The organism is Mycobacterium sp. SA01 (genome assembly GCF_041287105.1).
In the GTDB taxonomy this organism is placed as follows: domain Bacteria; phylum Actinomycetota; class Actinomycetes; order Mycobacteriales; family Mycobacteriaceae; genus Mycobacterium.
Window position 1 is genome coordinate 135,476 of record NZ_JBGGNO010000017.1, and the last position, 26,665, is coordinate 162,140.

Consider the following 26,665-nt stretch of genomic DNA (forward strand, 5'->3'; position numbering starts at 1 on the left):
TCGTCGTCATCCCCGCGTGTCCTAACCGTAATCAAGCCGGGGCTGAGTTAAAGTCCGGGCGAAGGAGGTCGACATGCGAGAACTCAGGGTGATCGGACTCGATGTCGACGGCAGGCACATTATTTGCGAAGGTCCCGACCCGGCCGACAAGTTCACCCTGCAGGTCGACGACCGACTGCGTGCCGCGGTTCGCGGTGACCGGTCGCTGGGCCAGACCCTGAGGGACAAAGAGGTCAAAGGCGTGTTGCGGCCAAGGGATATTCAGGCGCGCATCCGTGCGGGTGCGTCCGTCGAGCAAGTTGCCGCGTCATCCGGCATGGACATCAGCAAGGTCGAGCGATTCGCCCACCCGGTGCTCTTGGAGCGCTCCCGGGCGGCCGAGCTGGCCGGCGCCGCGCATCCGGTGCTGGCCGACGGACCCGCGGTGACCACGCTGCTGGACACCGTCACCACCGCCCTGGTGGCACGGGGGCACAGCCTCGAGTCGACGTCGTGGGACGCCTGGCGCGGTGAAGACGGCCGCTGGGTGGTGCAGATGGCGTGGCAGGCCGGGCTCTCCGACAACGTCGCGCACTTCCGCTTCAGCCCCGGCGCCCACGGTGGAACCGTGTCGGCTCTGGACGACGCGGCCAGCGAGCTGATCGACCCGACATTCGAGCGTCCGCTGCGCCCGGTGGCCGTCGTGGCGCAACTGGAGTTCGAGGAGCAGCAGCCGCAACCGGCTCCGGCCCCGGTCGAGGAAAAGCAGGCACCCGCTCCGGCCCCGGCTCCCGCCGCGGCGCCGAGGGCCAAACGCGCCAAGGCCAAGCCGTCGGTCCCCGGCTGGGAGGACGTGCTGCTCGGGGTGCGTTCCAGCGGCGAGCGCTGACCGACTACTGAGCGGCGGCCATCGCCAGCAGGGTGATCCACCCGCCTGCGACGCCGAGACCGGCACCCAGGACGAACCACCGTCGGACCGGAATGCGCCGCCAGCCCCATAACGTCGGCGCCAGTCCGCCGACCGCGATCAGGTTCAGCACGATCGCCACCAGCGGATGCACCCGCACCATGCCGAGGCTGAGCACAACGATCGCGGCGCCCGTCACCGCGGCGACGAAAGCTGCCACGGTCAGACCGGTTCCCCACGGCGTCGTCTCTTCGTTCACCGAATCAACTCCCCGGGTCGCTTCGCTCCTGCCCACCGGGTGAACTTCCCGGGTCGCTTCGCTCCTGCCCACCGGGTCAACTCCCCGGGTCGCTTCGCTCCTGCCCACCGGGTGAACTTTAGTCACCGCGCCCGCTCGTAGAACGCCAGCGCCGCAGCGGTCGCAACATTCAGCGAATCGGTGCCCCGCGACATCGGGATGCGGACCCGGACATCGCTGGCCCGCATCGCCGTCTCGGTCAGCCCGGGCCCCTCGGCGCCGACCAGCACCGCGACCCGGTCCTCCGCCAACCCGGCCATCGCCTCGGCCAGGGTCTGCGCCGCCGGATCGGGCGTCATGGCCAGCAGCCGGAATCCACGCTCACGCAACTCGGCGATATCGGCCGGCCACCGCTCGGCGCGAGCGAACGGCACCAGCAGGGCGTGCCCCATCGACACCCGCACCGCACGCCGATACAGCGGGTCGGCGCACCCGGAACCGAAGATGACCGCGTCCACGCCGAGCCCGGCAGCGTTGCGGAAGATCGAGCCGAGGTTCTCGTGATCGTTGACGCCTTCGAGCACCGCGACCGTGCGCGCGTCGTCGAGCACTTCTGCCAACGTCAGCGCCGGTGGCCGGCGAGCCGCCGCGAGCACACCGCGGTTGAGGTGGAACCCGACCACCTCGGCCATCACCTCGGCGGTGGCGCGGTAGAACGGCGCCGGCACCCCGGACAGGTCGTCACCGAGTTCGGCCAGCCGGCGGTCGGTACCGAGGAACGCGTGCGGTGTGAACCGTGAGGCGATCATCCGCTGGGCCACCAGCACGCCTTCGGCGATCACCAATCCCTTGCCGCTGGGAAGGTCCGGTCGGCGGTCGACGCTGTTGAGGTCGCGGAAGTCGTCGACGCGGGGATCACCCGGATCGGTGATATCGACGACCTCTATCGCGCCAAAAGCCTTCTCGCTCACGCGTCTTCGTCGACGAGGACGGTCATCAGGTCCGCGGCCCGCAGCAGGATGGCGCGGTCGTCGCTGTCCAGTGTCGCCAGCCGATTGCGCAGCCATTCCTGACTGGCCCTGCGCTCACTGTCGACCAGCGCCGCACCGGCGTCGGAAACGGCCACCAGAACCTGGCGCCCGTCGGAGGGATGCGACGTGCGCACCACCAGCCCGAGATCGGCCAGTGATGCGATCACCCGGGTCATCGACGGCGGCCGGACCCGTTCCCGGACCGCCAGCGCCCCCGGCGTCATCGCGCCGTCCTTGGCCAGGGTCGCCAGAGCGGACAGCTGCGACAGCGTGACCGGTGATTCGGGCCTGCGGAAGCGCAACTGACGCGCCAGACGCATGACGGCCAGCGACAAATCACTGGCCAGCCGCAGGTCACCGTCTTTCACGACGCAAACAGTACGACACGACAACACCCGATCCATGATGAACCGGCCAACTCCGGCAACCGCACACCGGGCTCGCCGGCCCATCGACTACCTTGAACGACAATGCCATCCGATCAGCGCGAACCAGGTCGAGAGCCGGTGGCCGAACCCGAGCCGCCCGCCCTGCCCGCGGCGTTGCTGGATCCGTGGCCGGTGATCATCGTCGGGGCCGCGCTGTGGGCGTTGGTGACGATCGCGGCGTTCACCGTCGCAGCGTGCGAGTCCTGGCGGCCGATCGCGCTCGCCGGCCTGGGTACCGGCGTCGTGGGCACGTCGGTATTCCTGTGGCAGCGCACCGCGGCACGGCGCGGGGCCCGAGGCGCGCAGACGGGCATCGAGCCACGCGGACAATAACCAGTCCACGACGAAGGGAAAACAATGGCAGCGCCGCTGTTGCAAGCAGAAATCGAGATCAACGCCCCGGTCGGCAAGGTCTGGACCTTGCTGTCGGATTTGGGCAACATGCCCAAGTGGAGCCCGCAGTGCCGGCTGATGAAGCCGCTCGGTGCGGTCAAACCGGGCACCCGCACTTTCAACCTCAATCGGCGCAACAACCTGTTCTGGCCGACGACGTCGACGATCACCGAACTGATTCCGGAACAGAAGCTGGCGTTCCGGGTCAACGCCAACAACACCGTCTGGAGCTATGAGCTCGAGCCGACCGCCACCGGCACCAGGGTGGTGGAGACCCGGCACGCCGAGAACGGCGTCAAGGCCGTGTCGACGATGACGGTGAACGCGGTGATGGGCGGCGTGCCCAACTTCGAGAAAGAACTGGTCGACGGGATGAACCTGTCGCTGGCGCGGATCAAGGCCGCCGCCGAAGGTTAGGCCTGCTCGCCCGGTTCGGACGCCTCGGGTGCCTCCGGGGTTTCGGGAGCCGCCGGGCTTTCGGGTACCTGCGGCGTTTCCGAGACCTCCGGTGTCTCCGAGACGTCCGGGGTCTCCGGGGTCTCCGGAACTCCCCGCTCTTCCGGGGGCGCGGCGGTCGCCGGGGTTTCGGCGACGGTCGCGACGACCTCGACCACCTCGAGCACACCGTCGTCGTACGGGTCATACAGCGGCGATCCCGTGCCCGCCGGCCGCGGGGTGTCCGAGTGCGCGCCGCAGCCGTACTCGAAATCGACGACGTGGGAATCGGCGGCCATCTCGTTGCAGCACACCCCGAACATCGTGCCGAGTGCGCCGGCCAACGGAACCATGAAGCCGCAATCGCGGCACACCCGCTTCGTCGCGCGGGCCATCGGCGAATCGGGGCCATGATCGCCGTCGTGCCAGCGCTGCGCGGTCTCGTCGCGACCCAGCGCGCTGAGCACCTGGCGACGGCCGAAGCCGACCTCGAAAGCGGTGTCGTCGATCAGCGGATCCCCGGTGGCGGTGTAGCCGGGAGCCAGGCGCGGGTCATCCTTGCCGGGAGCCAGCAGGTCACCGGGGCTCAAGTCGCCAGGCTTGATGCGTTCGTCCCACGGCACCCAGGCCGGAGCCAGCAACGCGGTCGGGCCGGGCACCAGCACGACCTCGCTGAGGGTGGCATGATCGGCGCCTTCGTAGGCCGCGACCACCACCGCCCACTGCCAGCCCTGATAACCGGGCATGTTCGCCAAGAAGCGGTGCGTCGCCGCGGTCTCGTCCTCGAAGCTGACGCCGAGGTATTCGCCCACCGTGTCGCCGCTGTGTTCGACGATGGCCTGCCGTGCCTGCTCCACCGCACCGCTCAGTACGGCGGCAACCGCGTCCGACGGCGCGGCGGCCTGCGCCGGTGCCGTGGCTTCTTTCGCGTCAAGGGTGCTGTCCATCGTCACCAATCTTGCCTCACGGTCTATGTGTGCAGCCACACCGGTCACGTGCGCGCCCGGCATGCCGGGATAGGGGACAATCGTGAGGTGTCTGAGAGCCGGCGTGACGAAACCCGCGCGAATCCGGCGTTCGGACCCGATCGCCGCTATTCGGCGGGCACATCCGGAGAACACCCGGGCATGGCCAACTATCCCAGCGACCCGGACGGCTACCGGCGCTCGGAGGCCACCCGCCGGTCCAACCCCACGCCCAGCTCCAACCGTTATCTGCCGCCGTTGGGCGAGCAGCGCACCCAGAAACCCTGGCCGCCGCCAGGATCGCCCAGCGCCGACGAACGGGTGACCCGCGGTCGCGGCGCCGCGAACCGCAGCCGCGAGATGGGCACGAAGGTGTATTCGATGGTGCACCGCGCGGCCACGGCCGACGGTGCCGACAAGTCCGGTCTGACGGCGCTGACCTGGCCGGTGGTCGCGAACTTCGCGGTGGACTCGGCGATGGCCGTCGCACTGGCCAACACGCTGTTCTTCGCCGCCGCCTCCGGCGAGAGCAAGGGCAAGGTCGCGCTGTACCTGCTGATCACGATCGCGCCGTTCGCGGTGATCGCACCGCTGATCGGGCCCGCGCTGGATCGCGTCCAGCACGGCAGGCGTGCGGCGCTCGCGATGTCGTTCATCCTTCGCGCTGCGCTGGCGTTCGTGCTGATCATGGACTACGACGGCGCCACCGGCAGTTACCCGTCGTGGGTGCTCTACCCCTGCGCGCTCGGAATGATGGTGCTGTCCAAGTCCTTCAGCGTGCTGCGCAGCGCGGTGACCCCCCGGGTCATGCCACCGACGATCGACCTGGTGCGGGTCAATTCGCGGCTGACGATGTTCGGTCTGATCGGGGGCACCATCGTCGGCGGCGGTATCGCGGCCGGGGCGGAATACCTGCTCACCAGCGTGTTCAAGCTGCCCGGCGCGCTGTTCGTCGTCGTCTTCGTCGCCGTGGCGGGCGCCTCGTTGTCGATGCGGATCCCGCGCTGGGTGGAGGTCACCGAAGGCGAGGTGCCGGCCACCTTGACCTATCACGGCGAAAGCGGGCCGCAAGGCTGGATAGACGAGCCGGCCGCGAAGACCGGCAGACCACGACAACCGCTGGGCCGCAACATCATCACCTCGCTGTGGGGCAACTGCACGATCAAAGCGATGGTCGGATTCCTGTTCTTGTATCCGGCGTTCGTCGCCAAGGCGCACCAGGCCAGCGGCTGGGTACAGCTCGGCATGCTCGGCATGCTCGGCGCCGCCGCGGGCATCGGCAACTTCGCGGGTAATTTCACCGCGGCCCGGATGCGGCTGGGCCGGCCGGCGATGCTGGTGGTGCGATGCACGGTCGCGGTGACCGTCATGGCGATGGTGGCCGCGGTCACCGGCAACCTGATCGTCGCGGCGGTGGCCACGCTGGTCACCTCGGGTGCGACTGCGATCGCCAAGGCCTCACTGGACGCCTCGCTGCAGGACGACTTGCCTGAGGAGTCGCGAGCGTCGGCGTTCGGACGCTCCGAATCGGTCCTGCAGCTGGCGTGGGTGATGGGCGGCGCGATCGGAGTGCTGGTGTACACCGAGTTGTGGGTTGGCTTCACCGCGATCAGCGCGCTGCTGATTCTCGGCCTCGCCCAGACCATCGTCAGCTACCGCGGCAATTCACTGATCCCCGGTTTCGGCGGCAACCGCCCGGTGCTGGCCGAACCGGAGGGCGCATCGGCGGTGACGTACCAATGAACCGTTGGACCCGATGGCTTTTGGCGATCATCGTCGTGCTGGCGTCGGCCGGTGCCGGCGTGGCCGCGTGGGCATTGACCCGCGGCACCGAATCGGCCTTCCCCGAGATCAGCGCCTATTCGCACGGTCAGGCGGTGCGCGTCGGACCATACGTGTACTGCAACGTGGTGAACCTCAACGATTGCCAGAACCCGCAGACCCAGGGCCAGCTTTCGGTCACCGAGCGCTACCCGGTGCAGCTCTCCGTTCCCACCGCGATCGGGCGGGCGCCATGGCAGTTGCTGCGCGTGTACGAAGACGAGCGGAATTCCACGACCACCATGTATCGGCCCAATACCGAACTGGCAGTGACGATTCCGACGGTCGATCCGCAACGCGGCCGGCTCACCGGCGTTGTCGTGCAGTTGGTCACCCTGGTCCAGGACCAGAACGGCGAGCTGCGCGATGCCCCGCATGCGGAGTGGTCAGTCCGTCTGGCCTGGCCCTAGCGTCGACGACGACGGCTGCGAACACCAGTCCCGGATCGCGGAAGCGAACTGCTCGGGGGCATCCGATTGCACGAAATGTCCTGCTCCGTCGGCAATCACAGTCCGGTGGTTGGGAAAGGTCCGCTCCCAGCGCCGTAGATCGCTCTCCCTGAACGCGATGTCGGCGTCACCCCAGATGATGAGCGTGGGGATGTCCGCGATCGCCGGTTGGCCGGCTTCCACCTCGGCGAGGAACGCGCGGCTGGCGGTCAGCTCGCGGGGGAAGATGGCCGACGCATCGCGCCGCGCCGGGCTGTCGAGAGCCTTCTGATAGTGGGCCATCTCGTCCCGGCTGGGCTTGGCCAGTCGGTGCCCCGCGGGAATCATCAGGTTGACGAACAGATTGAACTGCCGGATCAGCAGACGGCCGAGCGGTCCGCCCATGACATGCGACATGATCTGCACGTGCGGGGCATCCGTCGGCCAGGCCCAGGTGTTGCCCACGACCAGCCGGTCGAAGGCTTCGGGGTGTTTCTCGATCACCGACAGCCCGATCGGGCCGCCCCAGTCGTGCACCACCAGCGTCACGTGGGTCAGTTCGAGAGCATCGACGAACGCACCGACGACCTTGGCGTGCTCGCTGGGCAGATACCGGTAACCCGCCGCCGCCGTCGACAGTCCGAATCCGGGGTAATCAATTGCTACGCAACGAAATTCGCTTCGCAGCGCCTTGATGACATCGCGGTAGACGAACGACCAGGTCGGGTTGCCGTGCAAGAACAGCAACGTGGGTCCCGAGCCTTCGTCGACGTAGTGAACGGTGTGGCCGTCGATGTCGACGAACCGGCTCACGAATGGAAACAACTTGTCGTCGACCCACCCGGGCCGCTGCGCCAGCGTCATGTCGATCCCCTCCTCCAGGGTCACTTGATATAATCAAGCAGACATTACTTTTGCAAGTGGAGACCGTGATGAGTCGAGACTACGGCCAGTACTGCGGACTGGCCCGGGCCCTGGATGTGATCGGCGATCGGTGGAATCTGCTGATCGTCCGTCAGCTTCTGGTCGCGCCCGCCCGCTACCGCGAACTGCGCGACGGGCTGCCGGGTATCGCGACCAACCTGCTGACCGACCGCCTCCGCGAACTGGAGCACGCCGGCGTCGTCGAGCGGCGACTGGCCGAGGACGGCAACGCGATCACCTACGCGCTCACCGATTGGGGCGCGCAACTTCGGGAACCCATCGAGGGGCTCGTCCGGTGGTCCACGCCGCTGATGATCCGCGGTGCCCAGGGCGACGAGTTCCGCATCGAGTGGCTACTGGTGGCCCTTCCCGCACTGTTCACCGGCCGGCGGCCGCCGACCCGATCGGCCACTGTGGGGATCGACATCGGCGGCGACACACTTCAGCTGCGCGCCAACCGATCCGGCGTGGCGGTAAGTCTGCCCGATGGCCGCTCATACGATGCCGTCCTGACCACCGAGGCACCGATCGTCCTCGGCCTCGCGACCGGACTGCTGACCCTCGATGATGTTGCGGTGCAAGTGGATATCGACGGCGACCGGGCTGCCGTGGAGACCGTCTTCGCGCGCTAACCCGCGCCGTGCCCGGCAGGGACCCGCTCCCCCTCCCGCGTCGGCCCCGGCGGCGTTCCGTCACCAAACGGTCTGCCCCCCAATTCTTCTCGACCGTGCGGCGTCAACCAGTTCGACAGGTCCGGACCCTTCGGCACCACACCGGTCGGATTGATGTCCGAATGCACGATGTAGTAGTGCTGCTTGATCTGGACCAAGTCGGTGGTATCGCCGAATCCCGGCGTCTGGAACAGATCTCGGGCGTAGGCCCACAGCACCGGCATCTCGGACAGCTTGGACCGGTTGCACTTGAAGTGGCCGTGGTAGACCGGATCAAAACGCGCCAGCGTGGTGAAAAGCCGCACGTCGGCCTCGGTGATGGTGTCCCCCACCAGATACCGCTGATCGGCCAGCCGCTCGGACAGCCAGTCCAGTGCGGTGAACAACCGGTCGTAGGCGCGTCCGTAGGATTCCTGCGAGCCGGCGAACCCGCAGCGGTACACCCCGTTGTTCACCTCGGTGTAAATCCGCTGGGCGACCTCGTCGATCTCGTCGCGCAGCGGCTCGGGGTACAGCTGCGGCGCACCCTCGCGGTGGTAGGCGGTCCATTCCGTGGAGAAGTCGAGCGTGATCTGGGCGAAATCGTTGGTGACCACCTGACCGGTGGGTACGTCGACGATCGCCGGGACCGTGATGCCCTTCGGATAATCCGGGAACCTCGCGAAGTAGGCGTCCTGCAGCCGCGGGATCTTCAGCACCGGGTCCACGCCACCGGGATCCAGATCGAAGGTCCAGCTGCGTTGGTCGTGCGTCGGCCCACAGAACCCGATGGACAGCGCGTCCTCCAGGCCCAGCAGGCGGCGCACGATGATCGTCCGGTTCGCCCACGGGCAGGCGCGCGCGACGATCAGCCGGTAGCGGCCGGGCTCGACGGGATATCCGTCAGCACCGTCGGCGGTGATCCTGGTGGTGATGTAGTTGGTATCGCGATTGAACTCGCCGCCTCCGGCGACATAGGCACCCACGACTCCAGTGTGCGCCAGTTACGCGTCGAGCTCCCGCGCGACCGCCTTGACCACTTCGGACACCCGCCGGGCCACCTTTCGGTCCGGGTAGCGACCTTTGCGCAGCTCGGGCTGAACCGCGCCCTCGAGCAAGGTGATCATGTCCTCGACCATGCCGTGCAGTTCGTCGGGAGTGTGCTTGCGCTCGATGGGCGTGGCCTCACGCCGGGTCCGGGTCAGACTCGGCGGCGGATCGATCAGCTTGACGCTCAACGCCTGTGGGCCACGGCGGCCGGACGCCAGCCCGAACTCCACCCGCTGGCCGGCCTTCAGACCTTCGACGCCCTCAGGCAGTGCCGACGCACGGACGTAGACGTCCTCGCCTTCCTCCTGGGACAGGAAGCCGAATCCCTTCTCGGCGTCGTACCACTTCACCTTGCCGGTCGGCACTGGTCTCACCTGCTTGTCTGACGGGGTTCATGACAACATGACGAAGCGTCCCGCCGGTGCAGGACGCGTGCCGGTGATCCTACTCGGGATGACCTACGGCCAGCACCAGAGTTTAGTTCGGTAGGCTGGGCAAACCGCTGGAGGAGACATGCGCCTGATCCTGAACGTCGTCTGGTTGCTGTTCGGCGGGCTCTGGCTTGCCCTGGGCTATCTGCTGGCCGCGCTGGTCAGTTTCGTTCTGATCATCACCATTCCGTTCGGCTTCGCCTCGTTGCGGATCGCCAACTACGCGCTGTGGCCGTTCGGGCGGACCATCGTCGACAAGCCGGGCCCACGCCCTGGCGCACTGATCGGCAACGTCATCTGGATCGTGCTGTTCGGCGTATGGCTCGCCATCGGTCACCTGGTGAGCGCGGTGGCGATGGCGATCACGATCATCGGGATCCCGCTGGCGCTGGCCAACCTCAAACTCATCCCGGTCTCCCTGATGCCGCTGGGCAAGGAGATCGTGCCCGCCGATAGCGCGCGGGTGGCGGCATGACCGTCGTCGGGCTGGGAGTGCCCGCGATCCGCCGCGACGACGTACCGGCGGCGGACATGCCGCGCAGCGGACCGCTGGTCGACACGTTCGGCCGGGTGGCCACCGATCTGCGGGTCTCGCTGACCGACCGGTGCAATCTGCGCTGTACCTATTGCATGCCCGCCGAGGGACTGGACTGGCTGCCCGGCGACGACCTGCTGACCCGCGACGAGCTGGTGCGGCTGCTCACGCTGGCGGTGACCCGGCTCGGCATCACCAGCGTCCGATTCACCGGTGGCGAGCCTCTGCTGTATCGCGGGCTCGAAGACGTGGTGTCCGCGGTGGCCACTCTGCGCCCGCGTCCTGAGATCGCGCTGACCACCAACGGGGTGGGTCTGGCCCGTCGCGCCCGGGCGCTGGCCGATGCCGGCGTGAACCGGGTCAACGTGTCGCTCGACAGCCTCGACGCGGAGCAGTTCGCGGCCATCACCCGGCGGGACCGCCTCTCCGATGTTCTCGACGGTCTGTCCGCGGCATCCGAGGCCGGTCTGGGGCCGGTCAAGGTCAACGCGGTCCTGGATGCCGTGAGCGGCCTCGACGACGCCGTCGATCTGTTGGAGTACTGCCTGCGCTACGGCTACCAATTACGCATCATCGAGCAGATGCCGCTCGACGCCGGTCACCTGTGGCGTCGGGACGCCAACCTGAGCGCCGACGAGATCTACGCGGCACTGGCCGAGCGCTTCACCCTCACCACGGATCCGGCACCGCGGGGGTCGGCTCCGGCCCAGCTCTGGCAGGTCAACGGTGGCCCGGCGACGGTCGGGATCATCGCCTCGGTCTCGCACGCGTTCTGCGCGGCCTGCGACCGGACCCGCCTGACCGCCGATGGGCAGATCCGCAACTGCCTGTTCGCGGCCGAGGAGACCGATCTGCGGGCGCTGCTGCGCACCGGCGCCGACGATGCGGTGCTGGAGTCGGCATGGCGTGCCGCGATGTGGCGCAAGGCGGCCGGCCACGGCATCAACGATCCAGATTTCGTCCAACCCCAACGGCCGATGAGTGCGATCGGGGGCTGAGGTGGCCGAATCAGTACAGGTGACTGTGCGTTTCTTCGCTGCGGCACGCGCCGCCGCGGGCACCGAGTCAGATCTGCTCAGCGTGCCGGCCGGAGCGACAGTCGCCGATGTGGTCGACGAATTAGCTTGTCGCAACGCGGAATTAGCGCGCGTGTTACAGCGCTGCTCATATCTGCGCGACGGAATCGCGGTGCGAAACAAGGCGACAGCCCTGCAATCCGGCCAGACCCTCGACGTGTTACCCCCGTTTGCCGGCGGTTGAGCGTGATTTACGTCACATCACGATCAGGTAACGAGATGGCCACGGTGCGGTTTAGTGCTGTAACTACCTGGGCGAACGTCGGGCCGTCTAGGCGCTTTAACCTTTTTTAAGGTTTGCCAGTACCAGAAACGCCCGGATTTGCAAAAGATGACGGGTCTCGCCGATCCCATTACCGTCTCTCGAAGGTCAGCCCCCTCAACCCGGGCAGACCCTCTTCGCTCTTAGCGCTGAGCTCCATCCAAGGAGCGGAGAGACCAACGAACACCATGGATGGAGGCGGGGGACCCACCGGTCCACCGATAGGACTCGGAGCCACAAAGCTCCTTGGGGTGAAGCCGAAATCGTTTCCACCAGAGACGACGACGGCCGGGCGACCTCTCCAGCCCGAACCCGACAGCTGACCTCGCAGGCGCATTGAAGAGAGGAACACTTCGCCATATGAGTGGACGGCATCGCAAGCCCACTTCATCGTCAGTCAGCGTCGCCAAGATCGCGGTCACCGGTGCGGTGATCGGAGGCGGCAGCCTCGCCTTCGCCAGCCAGGCCCAAGCGGCCCCGGATGCCGAATGGGATCAGGTTGCCCGTTGTGAGTCCGGCGGAAACTGGGGCATCAACACCGGCAACGGTTACCAGGGTGGCCTGCAGTTCTCCCCCAGCACCTGGTCCGCGCACGGCGGCGGTCAGTACGCCCCCGCCGCGAACATGGCCAGCAAGGACCAGCAGATCGCCATCGCCGAGCGCGTCCTGGCGAGCCAGGGCCGCGGCGCCTGGCCGGTGTGCGGACGCGGCTTGTCGGGTGCGACCCCGCGCAATGTGGTGAACGAGCCCACTCCCGAAGACGCTCAGATTCAGCCCGCCGGTTTCGAGGCCCCCGCGCCGGACGCTCCGGCACCGGATGCTCCGGCAGATCTCCCGCCGGCACCCCAGGACATGCCGCCCGCGCCGCAGGACATGCCCCCGGCCCCGCAGGACCTCCCCCCGGCACCCGCCGATCTGCCCCCGGCACCGCAGGATCTCCCGCCGGCACCCGCCGATCTGCCCCCGGCCCCGCAGGATCTCCCACCGGCCCCGCAGGACATGCCGCCGGCGCCGCAGGATCTGCCTCCGGCACCCGCCGATCTCCCGCCGGCCCCGCAAGATCTGCCCCCGGCACCCGCCGATCTCCCGCCGGCACCCCAAGATCTGCCGCCGGCACCCGCCGATCTGCCGCCTGCTCCGCAACCGGACGTCGTCCCGGCCGCTCAGGATGTCGCCCCGCCGGCCGCCGCGCCGGTGATCGACACCGCCCTGCAGGCGCCCGCCCCCGAGGCGCCGGCAAACCCTGACGAGCAGACCGTCACCGTCCAGGCGGCGTCGATTCACTTCGTCCCGCAGGCTCCGGCCGATCCCGCGGTTCCGCCGACCCTGCCGCCGGCCCCTGCCCCCGCCCCAGCGCCGGCCGATCCCGCGTCGGCGCCCGCCCCGGGCACCGACGCGGTTGCCGCCAGCCCGACAGGACAGCTGCCTGACGGTGTGCCGCACCTGTCGAGCCCGGAGAACCTGCCGCCGGGCACCAGCGATCAGCCGGAAGGCCCGCAGGACGGCCCGAATGTCACGTACCTCAAGGAACTGTGGCACGCCATCCAGACGCAGCAGGTCAGCAAGGGCGACGCGCTCCTGGCCCTGACCCAGCGTCCGATGAACACCCCGGTGACCAACGATCCGAGCATGGGCACCCCGCCCGGTGATCCGAACGCGCCCGCGCCGGCCCCGGCGCCGGCACCGGCCGATCCGAACGCGCCGCTGGTTCCGGCTGCCCCCGCACCGGCTCCGGCTCAGTAAGCGATCACGCCGAGTTCACCCACTCGTCGGTTCCGTCGGCGAAAAACTGGTGCTTCCACACCGGTAGCCGCTCTTTGACGGTGTCGACGAGCAGGGCGCACGCCTGGAACGCCGCCTGCCGGTGGTCGGCCGCCACGGCGGCTACCAGCGCGGCGTCTCCGATGTGCAGCACGCCGACCCGGTGGCTGGCGGCGATCGCCCGCACGCCGGTGGCTTTCCCGGCCACCTCGGCAACCGCCTCGAACAAGGTCTGCTCGGCCAGCGGGTGCGCGGAGTACTCCAGCCGCACCACGTCGCGGCCGCCGTCGTGGTTTCGCACCACCCCGGAGAAGCCCACCACCGCGCCGGCGGCCTCGTCGGCGACCAGCTCTTCGTGCTCGGTAAGCGAGATCGGACCCTCGACGAGCGCGGCCCGCAGAATGCGTGTCATCAGCGGTGGTCCCCTCCGGACAGTTGGTCCAACGCGTGGTCGAGCACATCGGCGAGCACCGACAGGCCGTCGCGCACCCCGCCCGTCGAGCCGGGCAGGTTGATCACCAGTGTGCGGCCCGCGACACCGCACACCCCGCGAGACAGCACCGATGTCGGCACCGTCGGCAGACCGGACCGGCGGATGGCGTCGGCCAGGCCGGGGATCTGGTAGTCGAGAACGCCGAGGGTCGCCTCCGGGGTGGCGTCGGTCGGTGAAATTCCGGTGCCACCGGAGGTGATGACGACGTCGGCTCCCGCGTCGATCGCCATGCGCAACGCGTCCCCGACGGCGCTCCCGTCCACCACCACGCTGGCGTCGGGTACGTCGAAGCCGCGCTCGGCGAGCCAGGCGACGACGATTGGGCCGGTCCGGTCTTCGTAGACACCGGTCGCCGCCCGGGTGGAGGCGATCACGACCCGTGCGGACCGCGTCATGGCTCGCGCACCCACAGGCCGGTCTTACCGCCCTCCTTGCGCAGCACCCGGATGTCCTCGAGGCGCGCGGCGGGGTCGACGGCCTTGATCATGTCGTACAGCGTCAGGGCGGCGACGCTCACGGCGGTCAGGGCCTCCATCTCGACCCCGGTGCGGTCGGTGGTGCGCACCGAGGCGGTCACGCCGACGACGGTGTCACCGATCGCGAACTCGATGTCGACCCCGGTCAGGGCGAGGTGGTGGCACAGCGGGATCAGATCGGATGTGCGCTTGGCGGCCAGGATCCCGGCCACCCGCGCGGTCGCGAGGGCGTCGCCCTTGGGCAGGCCGCCCGCCGTGATCAGCTCGACCACCTCGGCGGTGGTGTGAACGGATCCGGCCGCCACCGCGGTGCGCGTGGTGGCGGCCTTGTCGGTGACATCGACCATATGCGCCGCACCGTGCTCGTCGAGGTGCGAGAGGCGGCGCTGCGGTCCGTCGGTCACCGGTTACTTGTTGACGACGGTGACCGGGTGCAGGTACGGCAGGTCAGAGGCCGGCAACGGGAACGTGATGTCGCCGAACGGGGACAGCGCGCCGGTCCGGTCGGCAGCCAGCTCGCTCACGGCGTGGTCGTCGGGGTCGCTGGTTGGCCAGCCATTGTCGACATACCTTGTCTTCTTCTCAGCCACGGCAACATTCTGTCATCTACCGGCCCGGCTTGTGCACACAGGCGGCTGTTTTACGCTGGTCAACAATGAGTGCACAGTCCGGGCGGCCGGCGAGCAGGAGCGAAGCGACCCGGGAAGACAGCCCTGGTGTGCCGCTCGGCGCCTGGCTGGCCGATCTGCCTGACGACCGGTTGATCCGCCTGCTGGAACTGCGACCGGATCTTGCCCAGCCGGCCCCCGGCAGCATCGCCGCGCTGGCGGCCCGCGCGGTGGCCCGGCAATCGGTCAAGGCCGCCACCGACGAGCTGGACTACCTCCGGCTCGCCGTTCTCGACGCCCTGATCGTGCTGCACGCCGAGACCGCGGCCACTCCGGTGGCCAAATTGGTCGCCCTCGTCGGCGATCGCGCCGACGAGAAGTCGATCTTGTCCGCCCTTGACGACCTGCGTGAGCGCGCGCTGGTGTGGGGCGACAGCGAGGTGCGGGTGTCGGCCGAGGCGGCCGCGGGACTGCCCTGGTATCCCGGCCAGGCGATCGGCGAGGACTCCTCCCGCACGGCCGCGGAGATCTCCGCCGCGATCGACGCCCTCGACGACCCCCAGCTCGAATTGCTGGACCGGCTGCTGATGGGGTCCCCGGTGGGCCGAACCCGTGACGCCGCACCGGGCGCACCGGCCGACCGGCCCGTGCCGCGGCTGCTGGCGGCCGGACTGCTGCGGCAGCTCGACGCCGAGACGGTGATCCTGCCGCGGCAGGTCGGTCAGGTGCTGCGCGGTGAGGAGCCGGGTCCGGTGAGTCTGACCGCACCCGACCCGGTGTCCGGCACCACCACCATCGCCGATGTCGACGCCGCCGCGGCAGGCGCCGTCCTCGACTTGATCCGCGAGATCGAACTGGTCATCGAAACCCTCTCTGCTGCACCGGTTCCCGAGCTGCGTAGCGGCGGGCTGGGGGTGCGCGAAGCCAAGCGGCTGACCAAACTGACCGGAATCGACGAACAACGCCTCGGGCTGGTCCTCGAGATCAGCTCGGCGGCCGGCCTGATCGCCAGCGGGACACCCGACCCGGAACCCCAGGATGGCGCGAGCCCGTACTGGACGCCGACGGTGGCCGCGGACCGATTCATGGAGACGCCCACCGCTGCCCGCTGGTATCTGCTGGCCAGCAGCTGGCTGGACCTGCCGTCGCGCCCGGGCCTGATCGGCAGCCGCGGCCCCGATGGCAAACCCTATGCCGCACTGTCTGATTCGCTGTACTCGACGGCCGCCCCGCTGGATCGCCGACTGCTGCTGGAACTGCTCGCCGAGCTGCCACCGGGCTCCGGCGTGGACGCGCCGCACGCCTCGCGGGCCCTGATCTGGCGCCGGCCGCGGTGGGCCGCCCGGTTGCAGCCCGAACCCGTCGCGCATCTGCTCGACGAGGCGCACGCCGTGGGCCTGATCGGCCGAGGCGCGCTGAGCACGCCGGCGCGGGTGCTGCTCGCAGGCGATGAGGACGCCGCGATCGACGCGATGAGCATGGCGCTGCCCGCACCGATCGACCATTTCCTGGTGCAGGCCGACCTCACCGTTGTGGTGCCCGGGCCGCTGCAGCGCGACCTTGCCGATGAGCTGGCGGCGGTGGCCGCGGTGGAATCGGCCGGTGCCGCCATGGTGTACCGGGTCAGCGAAGCCTCGATCCGGCACGCCCTGGACACCGGGCGCACCGCGGGTGGACTTCACACCTTCTTCGAGCGGCACTCGAAAACACCTGTCCCCCAGGGCTTGACGTATCTGATCAACGATGTCGCCCGTCGGCACGGCCAGCTGCGGGTCGGGATGGCGTCGTCGTTCCTGCGCTGCGAGGACCCGACACTGCTCGCCCATGCGGTCGCCGCGCCGGCTTTGGAACACCTCGAGGTGCGACTGCTGGCGCCCACGGTGGCGGTGTCACAGGCCCCGATCGGCGATGTGCTCGCGGCGTTGCGTGCGGCGGGTTTCGCGCCGGCCGCCGAGGACTCCTCGGGGGCGATCGTCGATCTGCGGCAGCGCGGTGCGCGGGTGGCCACACCGCAACACCGTCGGCCGTTCCGCGCGTTGCCCAAGCCGAGCACGGACACCCTGGCCTCGGTGGTGGCCGTGCTGCGGCGAATGGATTCGACCACCCCGTTCGCCAACGTCCGCCTGGATCCGGCGGTGTCGATGGCCCTGTTGCAGCAGGCAGCCATGGAACAAAAAGACGTGGTGATCGGTTATGTCGACGCGGCCGGGGTGGCCACCCAGCGGGTGGTGCGCCCGCTCACCGTCAGCGGAGGTCAGCTGATGGCCTGGGATCCCGCTCAGGGCCGCCCGCGGGAGTTCGCGGTGCATCGCGTGACGTCGGTGATGTCGGCCGACGCTGGATAATGGAGCGTTATGACAGACGGCCCCCTCATCGTGCAGTCCGACAAGACCGTGCTGCTCGAAGTCGACCACGAGCTTGCCGGTGCGGCCCGGTCCGCGATCGCCCCGTTCGCGGAGCTCGAACGCGCCCCGGAGCACATCCACACCTACCGCATCACTCCGCTGGCGTTGTGGAATGCCCGCGCCGCCGGTCATGACGCCGAGCAGGTGGTCGATGCGCTGGTCAGCTTCTCGCGTTATGCCGTGCCGCAGCCGCTGCTGGTGGACATCGTCGACACGATGGCACGGTACGGCCGACTGCAGCTGGTGAAGCATCCCGCGCACGGCCTGACGCTGGTCAGCCTCGACCGGGCGGTGCTCGAAGAGGTGTTGCGCAACAAGAAGATCAACCCGATGCTCGGCGCGCGGATCGATGACGACACCGTGATCGTCCATCCCAGTGAGCGCGGCCGGATCAAGCAGATGCTGCTCAAAATCGGTTGGCCGGCCGAGGACCTGGCCGGCTACGTCGACGGCGAGGCCCACCCGATCGACCTCGACCAGGACGGCTGGGAACTGCGCGACTACCAGCAGATGGCCGCCGATTCGTTCTGGGACGGCGGCTCGGGTGTGGTGGTCCTGCCGTGCGGCGCGGGTAAGACGCTGGTGGGCGCGGCGGCGATGGCCAAAGCCGGTGCGACGACCCTGATCCTGGTCACCAACACTGTCGCGGGCCGGCAGTGGAAGCGTGAGCTGATCGCGCGGACGTCGCTGACCGAGGAGGAGATCGGCGAGTACTCCGGGGAGCGCAAGGAGATCCGGCCCGTCACCATCGCCACGTATCAGGTGATCACCCGCCGTACCAAGGGCGAGTACAAACATCTGGAGCTGTTCGACAGCCGGGACTGGGGCCTGATCATCTACGACGAGGTCCACCTGCTGCCCGCACCGGTGTTCCGGATGACGGCCGATCTGCAGTCCCGCCGCCGGCTGGGTCTGACGGCGACGCTGATCCGCGAGGACGGCCGGGAGGGCGACGTGTTCAGCCTGATCGGTCCCAAGCGCTACGACGCACCGTGGAAGGACATCGAGGCTCAGGGCTGGATCGCCCCGGCGGAGTGCATCGAGGTGCGCGTGACGATGACCGACAACGAGCGGATGTTGTACGCGGTCGCCGAACCGGACGAGCGCTACAAGCTCTGCTCGACCGCGCACTCGAAGATCGCGGTGGTGAAGTCCATCCTGGCCAAGCATGACGGAGAGCCGACGCTGGTAATCGGTGCCTACCTGGACCAGCTCGACGAGCTCGGCACCGAGTTGGGTGCTCCGGTGATCCAGGGTTCGACGAAGAACGCCGAGCGCGAAGAGCTCTTCGACGCCTTCCGCCGCGGCGAGGTCAAGACCCTGGTGGTGTCCAAGGTGGCAAACTTCTCCATCGACCTGCCGGAAGCCTCAGTGGCCGTTCAGGTTTCGGGAACATTCGGTTCACGCCAGGAAGAGGCCCAGCGGCTGGGCCGGCTGCTTCGTCCCAAGCACGACGGCGGCGGGGCGGTGTTCTATTCCGTGGTCTCCCGCGACAGCCTGGATGCCGAGTACGCCGCGCACCGGCAGCGGTTCCTGGCCGAGCAGGGCTACGGCTACATCATCAAGGACGCCGACGACTTGCTCGGCCCGGCCCTCTGAGCGCTTCACCAAACGTTGCCCGTCATACCCGACAGCAACAATTCGTCGTCCGTTGACCTGCGCGCTGCGTTCGCGAAACGAATGTGACAGCGAACCTCGCGGCGACGGGTTAGTCTTCGCCAGGACACGTGGTCGGGTGACAAACAAGGGGTAGAGCGTGCGCGCAGCGGGCTTCATCGGGCGAGTTGGCGGGTTGGCGGTTGCGTTGGGAGTGGGTGCCGCGGCTTTCGGTGGTGCGACAGCCTGGGCGGACGGTACCGACTCGGGGGGCTCCTCGGCCCATGCCGGCTCCGCCCGGTCCGGGTCCAGTCAGACCGCCACGGGCCCCGCCAAGCGCACTGCCCCGAAGGCCGCGTCCGGGCGGTCGCGGCCATCGTCGATCGTTCGGGCCCAATCGATCACCTCGGTGCCGACCGCCACCGCGACACCAACGGCGCAGTCGGATCCGTCGGCACCACAGACGCCGCCGGCCGGTTCGCCGCTGGAGCTGGCGGCGTTGGCCTACACCCGTCGCGACACCGGCATCTCGGCCCGCCCAGCCGCGGCGACGTCGCTGGCGCCGGAAGGCTTGGTGCAGGCCGCCGCCGCGCAGAACACCGCGGTGATCATGGGGCCCAGCGGTGTTCCGATCCCCAAGCCGAGCTACATCCAGAGCGTCTTCAATCTTTACATCGCGCCGTCGTACCCGGGTTCCATCCCGTTCCAATTGGACACCCCCGAAGGGTTGTACCCGATCACCGGGGTGAAGAGCCTGCCGTTGAATGTGTCTGTGCAGCAAGGTATTCAAATACTCGCCGCCACAATCGCCGAGCAGGTCGCGGCCGGCAACACCGCGACGGTGTTCGGTTACTCGCAGAGCGCGATCATCTCCTCGCTGATCATGAGTCAGCTGCCGTCGAATACGCCGGTGAACTTCGTGCTGGTCGGCAACGAGATGAACCCCAACGGAGGCTTTCTGTCGCGGTTCCCTGGGTTGAAGCTGCCCAGCCTCGGACTGGACTTCTATGGCGCAACACCCGAAAACGCCTTCCCGCTGACCAATTACACGCTGGAATACGACGGGTTCGCCGATTTCCCGCGGTACCCGCTCAACTTCTTGGCCGACCTCAACGCCGGCCTCGGCATCGTGTTCGTCCACACCAAATACGCTCAACTCACCCAAGCGCAGGTCGATGCGGCGATCGCGTTGCCGACCACCGATCCGAGCCAGAAGTACTACATCATCCCGACCGAGAACCTGCCGCTGCTGGAACCTCTTCGGCTGTTGCCGGTGATCGGCACACCCATCGCCGATCTGCTGCAGCCCGCGTTGAAGGTCATCGTCAATCTCGGCTACGGCGACCCCAAGTACGGCTGGTCCAACGAGGGGTATGCCAACGTGGCTGCGCCGTTCGGGTTCATTCCGAACGTCAACTGGGCTGAAGTCGGACAACTCTTCATGGCCGGTATCGCACAAGGCATCACCGACTTCGTGGCCGACGTCAGCCCGGGCGGTGTGATGCATTCCGAACTCGCGGCCCTGCGGATGCCGACGCTCACCCCGGCGGCTCTGCCCACCCCCACGGACGTCATCACCGATGTGCAGAAGGCCATTTCCACTCTCGCCGCGGTCATTTCGAATGCCGCGGCGTCAGGGTATGCGGCTCTGCTTCCGACCGCCGACATCGTCAACGCGCTGACGACCATGCTGCCCGCCTACGACGTGAACCTGTTCCTGGACGGGATCAAGCAGTCGATCAGCGGTGATCCGATCACCGGGCTGATCAACGCCATCGGCCGGCCACTCGCGGCGAACGTCGGCCTCATCACCACGGCCGGCCTGATCGAGGTGCTGGTGATCTTGCAGGCCGTCGAAGGCGCCTTCGGCAAGCAAACCGACGTGTAGGCGCCTGCTAGAGCGAAAGTATTGTCGCCGAGGCGGTTCCGGGCGCGCCGTACACCTGCGCCAAGCCCACCCGCGGGTTGCCCGGCACCTGACGCTCGCCCGCCTCGCCGCGCAGCTGGCGCACCAGCTCGTGCATCTGCCGCAGACCCGACGCCCCGATCGGCTCACCGTTGGCGATCAGGCCACCATCGGTGTTGATCGGCAGCGAGCCGTGGATCTCGGTGGCCCCGTCGGCCAGCAGCTTCTCCTGCTCGCCGTCGGCGCACAGACCGGTCTCGGCCATGTGGATGATCTCCGCACCGGCATCGGTGTCCTGCAGCTGCGCGATGTCGATGTCCTCGGGACCGATCCCGGCCTCCTCGTAGGCCGCCTTGGCGGCATAGACGGTCGGCGACACGTCCTCGTCGAGCGGGGCCGAGGTGCCGTGCACCTCGTAGGCGCCGAAGGTCCGGGTACGAATCTCACTGGCGCGCACGTAGACCGGCTTGTCGGTGAAGCGGTGCGCGATGTCGGCCCGGCACATGATGACCGCGGCGGCGCCCTCGTCGGGAGCGCAGAACATGTACTGCCGCAGCGGGTAGTTCAGCACCGGCGACGCCATGATCTCCTCCACGGAGATCTCCTTGCGACGGAAGGCATTCGGATTCATTGCACCGTTGCGGAAGTTCTTGTTGGCCACCCGTGCCAGCGTCTCCTCGGAGATGCCGTGATCGTGGATGTACCGGTTGGCCTTGATACCGAAGAACTTCGTGGTGACGAACTGCCCGTTCTCGGCATACCACTGCGGCAGCGCCAGCTTGGCCGGGTCGTCGGTGAACGCGCCGCGAGGGTGCTTGTCCAGGCCCACCGCGATGCCGATGTCGTATTTGCCGAGCCGGATCGTGTCCGCGGTCTGCTGGATCGCGCTTGCCGCGGTGGCGCAGGCATTGAAGACGTTGGTGAACGTGATGCCGGTCAGGCCGACCAGGCGGGTCACGGCATCGGGATTGGACACCTCATAGCTGCCGCCGAAACCGAACTGGATGTCCTTCCACTGCGCACCCGAATCCTGCAGTGCCAGCTCGATCGCCTCGGCACCCATCTGCATGGCGGTCTTGTCGAATCGGCCGAACGGATGCAGGCCGACACCGATGATCGCAACGTCATTGCTCATGCCGCTCACGCCCCCACCGGTGCGAAGGCGAACGTGACGACCTCATTGCCGTCGGCGTCGGTCGCGAACGGGATCATCGTGAGTTCGACGTCCATGCCCCACTTCAATTTCTCCGGGTCGTTCTCGGTGAGCCGAGCTTCGACGCGCACCACGGCATCGTCCCCCTGGCCGAGTTGCACCAGGCCGACGCCGAACGGCACGAAATCCTTGCCGGTGGGGCCGATGTAGGGGGCACCGGGCGGGAAGCCCTGCGTGGTCCAGGCGACCAAGGTGCCCCGCCGCGGCAGCTTGACCTCGTTCATGCCGCCCGCGCTGCACCGCGGGCACCGGTCCTGGCTCGGAAAGACCACGGCCGAACAGCTGGCACATTCACTGCCGATCAGCTGCGGGTTGTCAGCGGGCCAAGTGGAGATTTCGGGCGCCAGGGCCTTTTGCATAGCGGCATCCTTCGTAGTCCAAATCGGTAGCCGGATCGTACAACACTGTTGGCCACGAATGGAAACCGCATTCTCATTTGAATGCACGCCCTTCTCGGACACCCCGGGCTCACATGAGCGCGGGCATCACCTCACGCTCGAACAGTTCAATGCCGGACCGGTCGTAGGCCGCCTCCGGGAAGTAGCAGATGGCGTACTCGCAGCCCAGGTCGCGCAGCGCCGTCAGGCTCTCGATGACCTGCTCGGGCGTACCCGCAGCCGATCCCGGCGCACTGACCGTCGTCATCATCGCGTCGGCGGCCGCATCACCGCAGACCCCGGCCAGCCGGTCGCGGACTCGCTTGACCCGCGCCGTGACGTCGTCGGCCGACGTGCCGAGGATCGCGTTGACGTTGGCCGAGCGGACGATGGCGCCGAAGTCCGTTCCAACCTCGCGGCAGTGCTCGGCGAGCACCTGCGACTTGTGCGCGAACCCGTCCGGCTCGGAGGTGAAGTTGGTGTACTGCGCGTACTTCGCCGCGATCTTGAGCGTCACCTTCTCGCCACCGCCGGCGATCCACAGCGGAATCCCGCTCTCCTGCAAGGGCTTCGGCGCAACGATCGCCCCGTCGACCTGATACTGCTTGCCCGCGAAGCTCACTTTCCCGTCCCGCCACGCGTCTCGCATGATCTGGACACCCTCGTCGAGCCGGGCCAACCGCACGCCGGCGGAGGGGAAGCCGTAGCCGTAGGCCCGCCATTCATGCTCGTACCAGCCGCCGCCGATGCCCATCTGCACGCGGCCGCCGGAGATGATGTCGGTGGTGGCGGCGACTTTGGCCAGGTAGACGGGGTTGCGATAGCTCATCGCCGTGCACATCTGGCCGAGCTTGATCCGGGAAGTGGTCGCCGCGTAGGCCGCCATCAGCGTCCACGCCTCGTGGGTGGCCTCATCGGTCGGGATCGGCACGGTATGAAAGTGGTCGTAGACCCAGAGCGAATCCCATGGACCCGCATCGGCATGATCGGCCAGATCACGCATTACCTGCCAGTGCTTTTCAGTGGGAATGCCGGCCAGATCCAGTCGCCAGCCCTGCGGGATGAACAGTCCGAAGCGCATGGGCCCGACTCTACGGACGAGCGCGCCACCCGACCAGAGCGCAATCGGCGGCAACCGGGAGGGCTCGGTCGTGTCCGTGACGATGACGTGCACCCGGCGCAGCTATCCCGGTCCGGTCGGAGGAGTTAAGGCCCCTTGACGGCAATCGGCCCCTCCCATACGGGAGGGGCCAATGCTCCCCCTTGCCTCCTCATTCCCCTGGCGTAATGCCCATCACACCGCAAAAACTAGCTGAGAGCAAGCTGAGACGACGCAATACAGCAAAAATTCTTGATCGCGCAGGCAAATGAATCGCGAACATCGGTTCCGCTATCCACTTTGGACATACCGCCAGATCAGGCGCCGTCAATGAAAACCGCATTGGCGGCAAATGGTGCGCCAAGTGCCGAATAGGGCAATTCGCTCAGCAACTGAGGTCACAAGTCGGCATACGCGCGAACGCATGTTAGTTTGCTCTTACTGACTGCTCCGACATTTATCCCAGGTCACAGGCATCCGAAAGTTCAGGTAGCGGATTTGCGATTTTGCAGCAGGCCGCCGGCGGCGTGAACCGGCCACCGCCCGGGTGTCGGCGCACTGTCGTGCGTGCTGGCAATGCCGCGGTTCGGCCCCCGCCTACCCCGCACCGCCGGAGTACATCGCGGCTATGTCACGAAGCGAAACTTTGAGCGACTGGTTGCGCGGAAGTTCGGCGACGACAACCACCTCGACGGGCACATGATGCTTGGGCAGCGCATCGCGGACCAAGGCCACGAGGTCGGCAGGGTCGGGTGCCGGGGCGCCGGGAACCGCCTCCACCGCCGCGAACGGCACCTCGCCGAGCCGGGGATCGGGCACGCCGACGACGGCGGCGTCGCGCACCGACGGGTGACCCACCAAGACGCGGCGAACGGTCTCCGGCAGGACCTTGAACCCGCCGCGATTGATCGCCCCGTCGGCGCGGCCGTGCAGGGTGATGAACCCGTCGGCATCGATGGAGGCGAGGTCGTTGGTGCGGATCCAGTCCGGACTGATCGATGCGATCCTGGCCTCCAGAACACCCTGCTGGCCGGTCGGCACCTCGCTGTCGCCGGTCGGGTCGATGATGCGGACCTCGGTGTTGGGCATCACCCGACCTGAGCTTGCGCGCTTGGCAGCACCGAACTCCCGATAGAGATCCGGCGTCCAGGTACACACCGAGCCGGCGAATTCGGTTGCGCCATAAGCCAACAGGACGGGAACGCCGTACCGCTGCTCGAACGCGTCACGGGTTTCGGGGTCCAGCGGCCCTGCGGCGCTGATCACGTAGTCGAGCGAGACCAGGTCCTCGCTCGGCAGGTCGGCGTCCAGCAGCATGCGAACCGCGGCCGGCTGCAGACCGCATCGCCGGATGCCGTAGGTCTTCACCACCCGCACCCAGTCGGCGACCCTGAACTTCTCCAGCAGGGCGATCCGCTTGCCGAGGTAGGCCCCGGTGATCAGCTGGCACACCCCGCCGATGCCGCCGAGCGGCCAGTACATCAGCTCGGGTGGCTCGTCGGCGGAGGCGCCGGTGATCGCCACACTGGAAACGGTGTGTTCCAGCACCGACGCCGGAATCGGGTGCCGCTTGGGCGGCCCGGTGGTGCCGCTGGTGAGCACCTGCAGACCGGTCGAGCCGTCCCGGCCGGCGGAGTTCAGCCGCGCCGAAACCCGGTCGATTCCGGCCACGAGTTCCACAGTGGGCGGTGTCAGCGACACCGCGATGCCGGCGGTGCCTGCGCGCCGGGCGGCGGCGATCACCGGCTCGGTCCAGTCCTCCCGGTCGGCGACCACCGCGGCCGGCTCCAGCTGTTCGATGTCCCGCCCGATCGCCTCGGGCGACTGGAACGAATAGATCATCGGCACCCACCGGCCGCCGCCGAGCAGTCCGATCACGGCTGCCGCATGCGGTGGACGGTTGCGGGCCACCACCGCCACGGTCGCGCCGTCGGCGACACCGGCCAGTCGCAGCGCATCGTCGATGGCACAGGCATATGCGGCGATCTCGTCACCGGTGTACCAGCGGCCGTTGAACTCGATGCACGGCGCGCCGCCGTAGCCGGCCAGGCTGGTGGCCAGCCTGCTGCTGATCGTTGCGGCGCTCTCGCTCACGCGCCCCACGCTAACCGACGGGGTTCACAGGAGACCCCCAGCTGAACGACACACAGCCGCTCCACAGGTATGCCACGATCTGCCCGTGCCGCCCTCCGACTACCCCGGTTACCGCATCGACCGGCTTGCCGCGGCCCCGCGTCGGGTGCCTGCGAGCTTCGTACTGGCAGAGCTTTTGCCGTTCCGCTGGTGGTACCTCTGGGGCATGTTCATGATCGCGGTCGCATTGATCGCGCTGTGGGCCGCTGCGCCGCTGGCCTTTTCGATCACCGCGGTGGCTGCACTGATGGTGATCTACGCCTTCCAGTTGTACGGAACGTCGCAGCGGCTCGCTCTGCTGAAGTGGGGTGAGGTCGCTACCGTCACCGGCGCTGAAACTCTCACGCGCGGAACGTATTACAGCGGAACAACGTGGTACAACGCCTACCTGCCCATCGCCTGCGGCTGGACTGTGCGGCGCCCTCGCTATAGCGGGCCGAGCACCAAGACGAAAGTCAGTTATCGACTTGGCGACTATGACGGCGACATCGTGGTGCGTGGCCGCGAATACACCGACGGCGTGGTGCTGGCCGATCCGCGTAAGCCGAGCAGGGCGTTATGCGTCACGTCATTCGCCTACGATCTGGACCCCAACGAGTCCGGCAACTGGGTCGGGCGGCTGCGGCCCCGGCTGGTCGTCGGCATGATCGCCTGGATACTGGTGATGACCGGTTGGCTGGCGCTGGCGGGCTTAGTTGCGGTGACAGCAAGGCAGCACAGTGACTCGGCGCCCAGCGCAACCACCGATCACGGGGTCGACCTCGTCGGCAACGACCAGATGGGCACCTACGCCTGCGCCGGCGGTGATATAGACATCGTTGGCAACGATAATGCGGTCACCGTTACCGGTCATTGCCGAAAGGTACGGGTCTCCGGCGACGACAACGTGGTCACGCTCGAGACCACGGACGGCGTCCGGGTCTCGGGTGCGCACAACGTCGTCACCTATCGGAGCGGCTCGCCTGCGATCACCAACTTTGACGACTCCAACCAGGTGATCCACAAGAGTTGACGCGAAAGGCCCGGCGAGACTTGGTCTCTCCGG

Annotated in this window: 29 protein-coding genes and 1 riboswitch; of the genes, 14 read left to right on the forward strand and 15 right to left on the reverse strand. The window is 67.9% G+C overall.

What is annotated here, in order from left to right; translation table 11 throughout:
* Positions 1-73: 73 nt before the first annotated feature.
* Positions 74-868: a septation protein SepH gene (gene sepH / locus AB4879_RS10740; protein WP_370507575.1), complete on the forward strand. Its 795-nt coding sequence runs from the start codon at positions 74-76 to the stop codon at positions 866-868.
* A 4-nt stretch (positions 869-872) separates the two neighbouring features.
* Here sepH and AB4879_RS10745 read toward each other — a convergent pair whose 3' ends face one another.
* From AB4879_RS10745 to AB4879_RS10755, 3 genes are all read right to left on the reverse strand, one after another.
* Positions 873-1,145: a DUF2537 domain-containing protein gene (locus AB4879_RS10745; protein WP_370507576.1), complete on the reverse strand. Its 273-nt coding sequence runs from the start codon at positions 1,143-1,145 to the stop codon at positions 873-875.
* A 122-nt stretch (positions 1,146-1,267) separates the two neighbouring features.
* The gene (locus tag AB4879_RS10750) at positions 1,268-2,095 is read right to left on the reverse strand and encodes a TrmH family RNA methyltransferase (protein WP_370507577.1); all 828 of its coding nucleotides are present in this window, start codon (positions 2,093-2,095) and stop codon (positions 1,268-1,270) included.
* Positions 2,092-2,523 carry a MarR family winged helix-turn-helix transcriptional regulator gene (locus AB4879_RS10755; protein ID WP_370507578.1) on the reverse strand — a complete coding sequence of 144 codons (432 nt, stop codon included), beginning with the start codon at positions 2,521-2,523 and terminating at the stop codon, positions 2,092-2,094. The genes AB4879_RS10750 and AB4879_RS10755 overlap by 4 nt, the downstream gene beginning before the upstream one ends.
* 102 nt (positions 2,524-2,625) lie before the next feature.
* Between AB4879_RS10755 and AB4879_RS10760 the strand changes: the two genes are divergently transcribed.
* Positions 2,626-2,916: a DUF2530 domain-containing protein gene (locus AB4879_RS10760; RefSeq protein ID WP_370507579.1), complete on the forward strand. Its 291-nt coding sequence runs from the start codon at positions 2,626-2,628 to the stop codon at positions 2,914-2,916.
* Positions 2,917-2,940: 24 nt separating this feature from the next.
* The gene (locus tag AB4879_RS10765; protein ID WP_370507580.1) at positions 2,941-3,393 is read left to right on the forward strand and encodes an SRPBCC family protein; all 453 of its coding nucleotides are present in this window, start codon (positions 2,941-2,943) and stop codon (positions 3,391-3,393) included.
* Here the strand turns inward: AB4879_RS10765 and AB4879_RS10770 are convergent.
* Positions 3,390-4,358 (reverse strand): DUF3027 domain-containing protein, encoded by a 969-nt coding sequence (locus AB4879_RS10770; RefSeq protein ID WP_370507581.1) that lies wholly within the window; start codon positions 4,356-4,358, stop codon positions 3,390-3,392. The genes AB4879_RS10765 and AB4879_RS10770 overlap by 4 nt on opposite strands.
* Positions 4,359-4,538: 180 nt before the next feature.
* Here AB4879_RS10770 and AB4879_RS10775 point away from each other — a divergent pair, with 180 nt between their 5' ends.
* Both AB4879_RS10775 and AB4879_RS10780 read left to right on the forward strand, forming a co-directional pair.
* Positions 4,539-6,119, forward strand: a complete 1,581-nt coding sequence (locus AB4879_RS10775) for an MFS transporter (RefSeq protein WP_370507881.1) — start codon at positions 4,539-4,541, stop codon at positions 6,117-6,119.
* Positions 6,116-6,607, forward strand: coding sequence for a DUF2771 family protein (locus AB4879_RS10780; RefSeq protein ID WP_370507582.1), 492 nt, complete (start codon positions 6,116-6,118; stop codon positions 6,605-6,607). The genes AB4879_RS10775 and AB4879_RS10780 overlap by 4 nt, the downstream gene beginning before the upstream one ends.
* Here AB4879_RS10780 and AB4879_RS10785 read toward each other — a convergent pair.
* A complete protein-coding gene (locus tag AB4879_RS10785; protein WP_370507583.1) occupies positions 6,584-7,513 on the reverse strand; it encodes an alpha/beta fold hydrolase in 930 nt (309 codons plus the stop codon). The two genes, AB4879_RS10780 and AB4879_RS10785, sit on opposite strands and share 24 nt — an antisense overlap.
* Positions 7,514-7,557: 44 nt before the next feature.
* Here AB4879_RS10785 and AB4879_RS10790 point away from each other — a divergent pair, with 44 nt between their 5' ends.
* Positions 7,558-8,181 (forward strand): helix-turn-helix domain-containing protein, encoded by a 624-nt coding sequence (locus AB4879_RS10790; RefSeq protein ID WP_102808823.1) that lies wholly within the window; start codon positions 7,558-7,560, stop codon positions 8,179-8,181.
* Here AB4879_RS10790 and AB4879_RS10795 read toward each other — a convergent pair.
* Together AB4879_RS10795 and AB4879_RS10800 are read right to left on the reverse strand one after the other, a co-directional pair.
* Positions 8,178-9,185, reverse strand: a complete 1,008-nt coding sequence (locus tag AB4879_RS10795; RefSeq protein WP_370507584.1) for a glutathione S-transferase family protein — start codon at positions 9,183-9,185, stop codon at positions 8,178-8,180. The genes AB4879_RS10790 and AB4879_RS10795 overlap by 4 nt on opposite strands.
* 18 nt (positions 9,186-9,203) lie before the next feature.
* Positions 9,204-9,614 carry a cold-shock protein gene (locus AB4879_RS10800; protein WP_102808785.1) on the reverse strand — a complete coding sequence of 137 codons (411 nt, stop codon included), beginning with the start codon at positions 9,612-9,614 and terminating at the stop codon, positions 9,204-9,206.
* Between the two features lie 148 nt (positions 9,615-9,762).
* On the opposite strand from AB4879_RS10800, the gene AB4879_RS10805 reads away from it, so the two are divergent.
* The 4 genes from AB4879_RS10805 (at position 9,763) to AB4879_RS10820 (ending at position 13,296) form a co-directional block, all read left to right on the forward strand.
* The gene (locus AB4879_RS10805; RefSeq protein WP_102808786.1) at positions 9,763-10,155 is read left to right on the forward strand and encodes a YccF domain-containing protein; all 393 of its coding nucleotides are present in this window, start codon (positions 9,763-9,765) and stop codon (positions 10,153-10,155) included.
* A complete protein-coding gene (gene moaA / locus AB4879_RS10810) occupies positions 10,152-11,213 on the forward strand; it encodes a GTP 3',8-cyclase MoaA (protein ID WP_102808787.1) in 1,062 nt (353 codons plus the stop codon). The genes AB4879_RS10805 and moaA overlap by 4 nt, the downstream gene beginning before the upstream one ends.
* A 19-nt stretch (positions 11,214-11,232) precedes the next feature.
* A complete protein-coding gene (locus tag AB4879_RS10815) occupies positions 11,233-11,475 on the forward strand; it encodes a MoaD/ThiS family protein (RefSeq protein WP_286145649.1) in 243 nt (80 codons plus the stop codon).
* A gap of 215 nt (positions 11,476-11,690) precedes the next feature.
* A riboswitch (cyclic di-AMP (ydaO/yuaA leader) is annotated at positions 11,691-11,904 on the forward strand.
* Between the two features lie 9 nt (positions 11,905-11,913).
* A complete protein-coding gene (locus AB4879_RS10820) occupies positions 11,914-13,296 on the forward strand; it encodes a transglycosylase family protein (protein WP_370507585.1) in 1,383 nt (460 codons plus the stop codon).
* 4 nt (positions 13,297-13,300) lie between these two features.
* On the opposite strand, the gene AB4879_RS10825 is transcribed toward AB4879_RS10820, so the two are convergent.
* Genes AB4879_RS10825 through AB4879_RS10840 form a run of 4 tightly spaced genes read right to left on the reverse strand, consistent with a single transcriptional unit; the run spans position 13,301 to position 14,873 of the window.
* Positions 13,301-13,726 carry a molybdenum cofactor biosynthesis protein MoaE gene (locus AB4879_RS10825; protein ID WP_102808790.1) on the reverse strand — a complete coding sequence of 142 codons (426 nt, stop codon included), beginning with the start codon at positions 13,724-13,726 and terminating at the stop codon, positions 13,301-13,303.
* Positions 13,726-14,202 carry a molybdenum cofactor biosynthesis protein B gene (locus AB4879_RS10830; RefSeq protein ID WP_102808791.1) on the reverse strand — a complete coding sequence of 159 codons (477 nt, stop codon included), beginning with the start codon at positions 14,200-14,202 and terminating at the stop codon, positions 13,726-13,728. The genes AB4879_RS10825 and AB4879_RS10830 overlap by 1 nt, the downstream gene beginning before the upstream one ends.
* On the reverse strand, positions 14,199-14,687 hold the full coding sequence (moaC, locus tag AB4879_RS10835) for a cyclic pyranopterin monophosphate synthase MoaC (RefSeq protein ID WP_370507586.1): 489 nt from the start codon (positions 14,685-14,687) through the stop codon (positions 14,199-14,201). Before moaC ends, AB4879_RS10830 begins: the two co-directional genes overlap by 4 nt.
* 3 nt (positions 14,688-14,690) lie before the next feature.
* The gene (locus AB4879_RS10840; RefSeq protein ID WP_036341358.1) at positions 14,691-14,873 is read right to left on the reverse strand and encodes a hypothetical protein; all 183 of its coding nucleotides are present in this window, start codon (positions 14,871-14,873) and stop codon (positions 14,691-14,693) included.
* Positions 14,874-14,938: 65 nt separating this feature from the next.
* Between AB4879_RS10840 and AB4879_RS10845 the strand changes: the two genes are divergently transcribed.
* From AB4879_RS10845 to AB4879_RS10855, 3 genes are all read left to right on the forward strand, one after another.
* Positions 14,939-17,236, forward strand: a complete 2,298-nt coding sequence (locus tag AB4879_RS10845; protein ID WP_370507587.1) for a helicase-associated domain-containing protein — start codon at positions 14,939-14,941, stop codon at positions 17,234-17,236.
* Positions 17,237-17,245: 9 nt separating this feature from the next.
* Complete coding sequence (locus tag AB4879_RS10850) at positions 17,246-18,895, forward strand: DNA repair helicase XPB (protein ID WP_036341363.1); 1,650 nt, start codon at positions 17,246-17,248, stop codon at positions 18,893-18,895.
* Positions 18,896-19,052: 157 nt separating this feature from the next.
* Positions 19,053-20,780 carry a PE-PPE domain-containing protein gene (locus AB4879_RS10855; RefSeq protein WP_370507588.1) on the forward strand — a complete coding sequence of 576 codons (1,728 nt, stop codon included), beginning with the start codon at positions 19,053-19,055 and terminating at the stop codon, positions 20,778-20,780.
* Between the two features lie 7 nt (positions 20,781-20,787).
* Here the strand turns inward: AB4879_RS10855 and AB4879_RS10860 are convergent, their stop codons facing one another.
* From AB4879_RS10860 to AB4879_RS10875, 4 genes are all read right to left on the reverse strand, one after another.
* Positions 20,788-21,933 carry a thiolase family protein gene (locus tag AB4879_RS10860; protein WP_370507589.1) on the reverse strand — a complete coding sequence of 382 codons (1,146 nt, stop codon included), beginning with the start codon at positions 21,931-21,933 and terminating at the stop codon, positions 20,788-20,790.
* A 5-nt stretch (positions 21,934-21,938) separates the two neighbouring features.
* Positions 21,939-22,370 carry a Zn-ribbon domain-containing OB-fold protein gene (locus AB4879_RS10865; protein ID WP_370507590.1) on the reverse strand — a complete coding sequence of 144 codons (432 nt, stop codon included), beginning with the start codon at positions 22,368-22,370 and terminating at the stop codon, positions 21,939-21,941.
* 109 nt (positions 22,371-22,479) lie between these two features.
* Positions 22,480-23,469, reverse strand: a complete 990-nt coding sequence (locus tag AB4879_RS10870) for an LLM class F420-dependent oxidoreductase (RefSeq protein WP_370507591.1) — start codon at positions 23,467-23,469, stop codon at positions 22,480-22,482.
* Positions 23,470-24,084: 615 nt separating this feature from the next.
* Positions 24,085-25,581, reverse strand: a complete 1,497-nt coding sequence (locus tag AB4879_RS10875) for a class I adenylate-forming enzyme family protein (protein ID WP_370507592.1) — start codon at positions 25,579-25,581, stop codon at positions 24,085-24,087.
* 85 nt (positions 25,582-25,666) lie between these two features.
* Here AB4879_RS10875 and AB4879_RS10880 point away from each other — a divergent pair, with 85 nt between their 5' ends.
* On the forward strand, positions 25,667-26,632 hold the full coding sequence (locus AB4879_RS10880; protein ID WP_370507593.1) for a DUF3060 domain-containing protein: 966 nt from the start codon (positions 25,667-25,669) through the stop codon (positions 26,630-26,632).
* Positions 26,633-26,665 lie beyond the last annotated feature (33 nt).

What these genes read in the sequence shown, in the direction of transcription:
- sepH (WP_370507575.1), top strand. Translation starts at nt 74, where the DNA reads ATGCGAGAACTCAGGGTGATCGGACTCGATGTCGACGGCAGGCACATT.
- AB4879_RS10760 (WP_370507579.1), top strand. Translation starts at nt 2,626, where the DNA reads ATGCCATCCGATCAGCGCGAACCAGGTCGAGAGCCGGTGGCCGAACCC.
- AB4879_RS10765 (WP_370507580.1), top strand. Translation starts at nt 2,941, where the DNA reads ATGGCAGCGCCGCTGTTGCAAGCAGAAATCGAGATCAACGCCCCGGTC.
- AB4879_RS10770 (WP_370507581.1), bottom strand. Translation starts at nt 4,358, where the DNA reads ATGGACAGCACCCTTGACGCGAAAGAAGCCACGGCACCGGCGCAGGCC.
- AB4879_RS10775 (WP_370507881.1), top strand. Translation starts at nt 4,539, where the DNA reads ATGGCCAACTATCCCAGCGACCCGGACGGCTACCGGCGCTCGGAGGCC.
- AB4879_RS10780 (WP_370507582.1), top strand. Translation starts at nt 6,116, where the DNA reads ATGAACCGTTGGACCCGATGGCTTTTGGCGATCATCGTCGTGCTGGCG.
- AB4879_RS10790 (WP_102808823.1), top strand. Translation starts at nt 7,558, where the DNA reads ATGAGTCGAGACTACGGCCAGTACTGCGGACTGGCCCGGGCCCTGGAT.
- AB4879_RS10805 (WP_102808786.1), top strand. Translation starts at nt 9,763, where the DNA reads ATGCGCCTGATCCTGAACGTCGTCTGGTTGCTGTTCGGCGGGCTCTGG.
- moaA (WP_102808787.1), top strand. Translation starts at nt 10,152, where the DNA reads ATGACCGTCGTCGGGCTGGGAGTGCCCGCGATCCGCCGCGACGACGTA.
- AB4879_RS10820 (WP_370507585.1), top strand. Translation starts at nt 11,914, where the DNA reads ATGAGTGGACGGCATCGCAAGCCCACTTCATCGTCAGTCAGCGTCGCC.
- AB4879_RS10825 (WP_102808790.1), bottom strand. Translation starts at nt 13,726, where the DNA reads ATGACACGCATTCTGCGGGCCGCGCTCGTCGAGGGTCCGATCTCGCTT.
- AB4879_RS10830 (WP_102808791.1), bottom strand. Translation starts at nt 14,202, where the DNA reads ATGACGCGGTCCGCACGGGTCGTGATCGCCTCCACCCGGGCGGCGACC.
- AB4879_RS10845 (WP_370507587.1), top strand. Translation starts at nt 14,939, where the DNA reads ATGAGTGCACAGTCCGGGCGGCCGGCGAGCAGGAGCGAAGCGACCCGG.
- AB4879_RS10850 (WP_036341363.1), top strand. Translation starts at nt 17,246, where the DNA reads ATGACAGACGGCCCCCTCATCGTGCAGTCCGACAAGACCGTGCTGCTC.
- AB4879_RS10860 (WP_370507589.1), bottom strand. Translation starts at nt 21,933, where the DNA reads ATGAGCAATGACGTTGCGATCATCGGTGTCGGCCTGCATCCGTTCGGC.
- AB4879_RS10865 (WP_370507590.1), bottom strand. Translation starts at nt 22,370, where the DNA reads ATGCAAAAGGCCCTGGCGCCCGAAATCTCCACTTGGCCCGCTGACAAC.
- AB4879_RS10870 (WP_370507591.1), bottom strand. Translation starts at nt 23,469, where the DNA reads ATGCGCTTCGGACTGTTCATCCCGCAGGGCTGGCGACTGGATCTGGCC.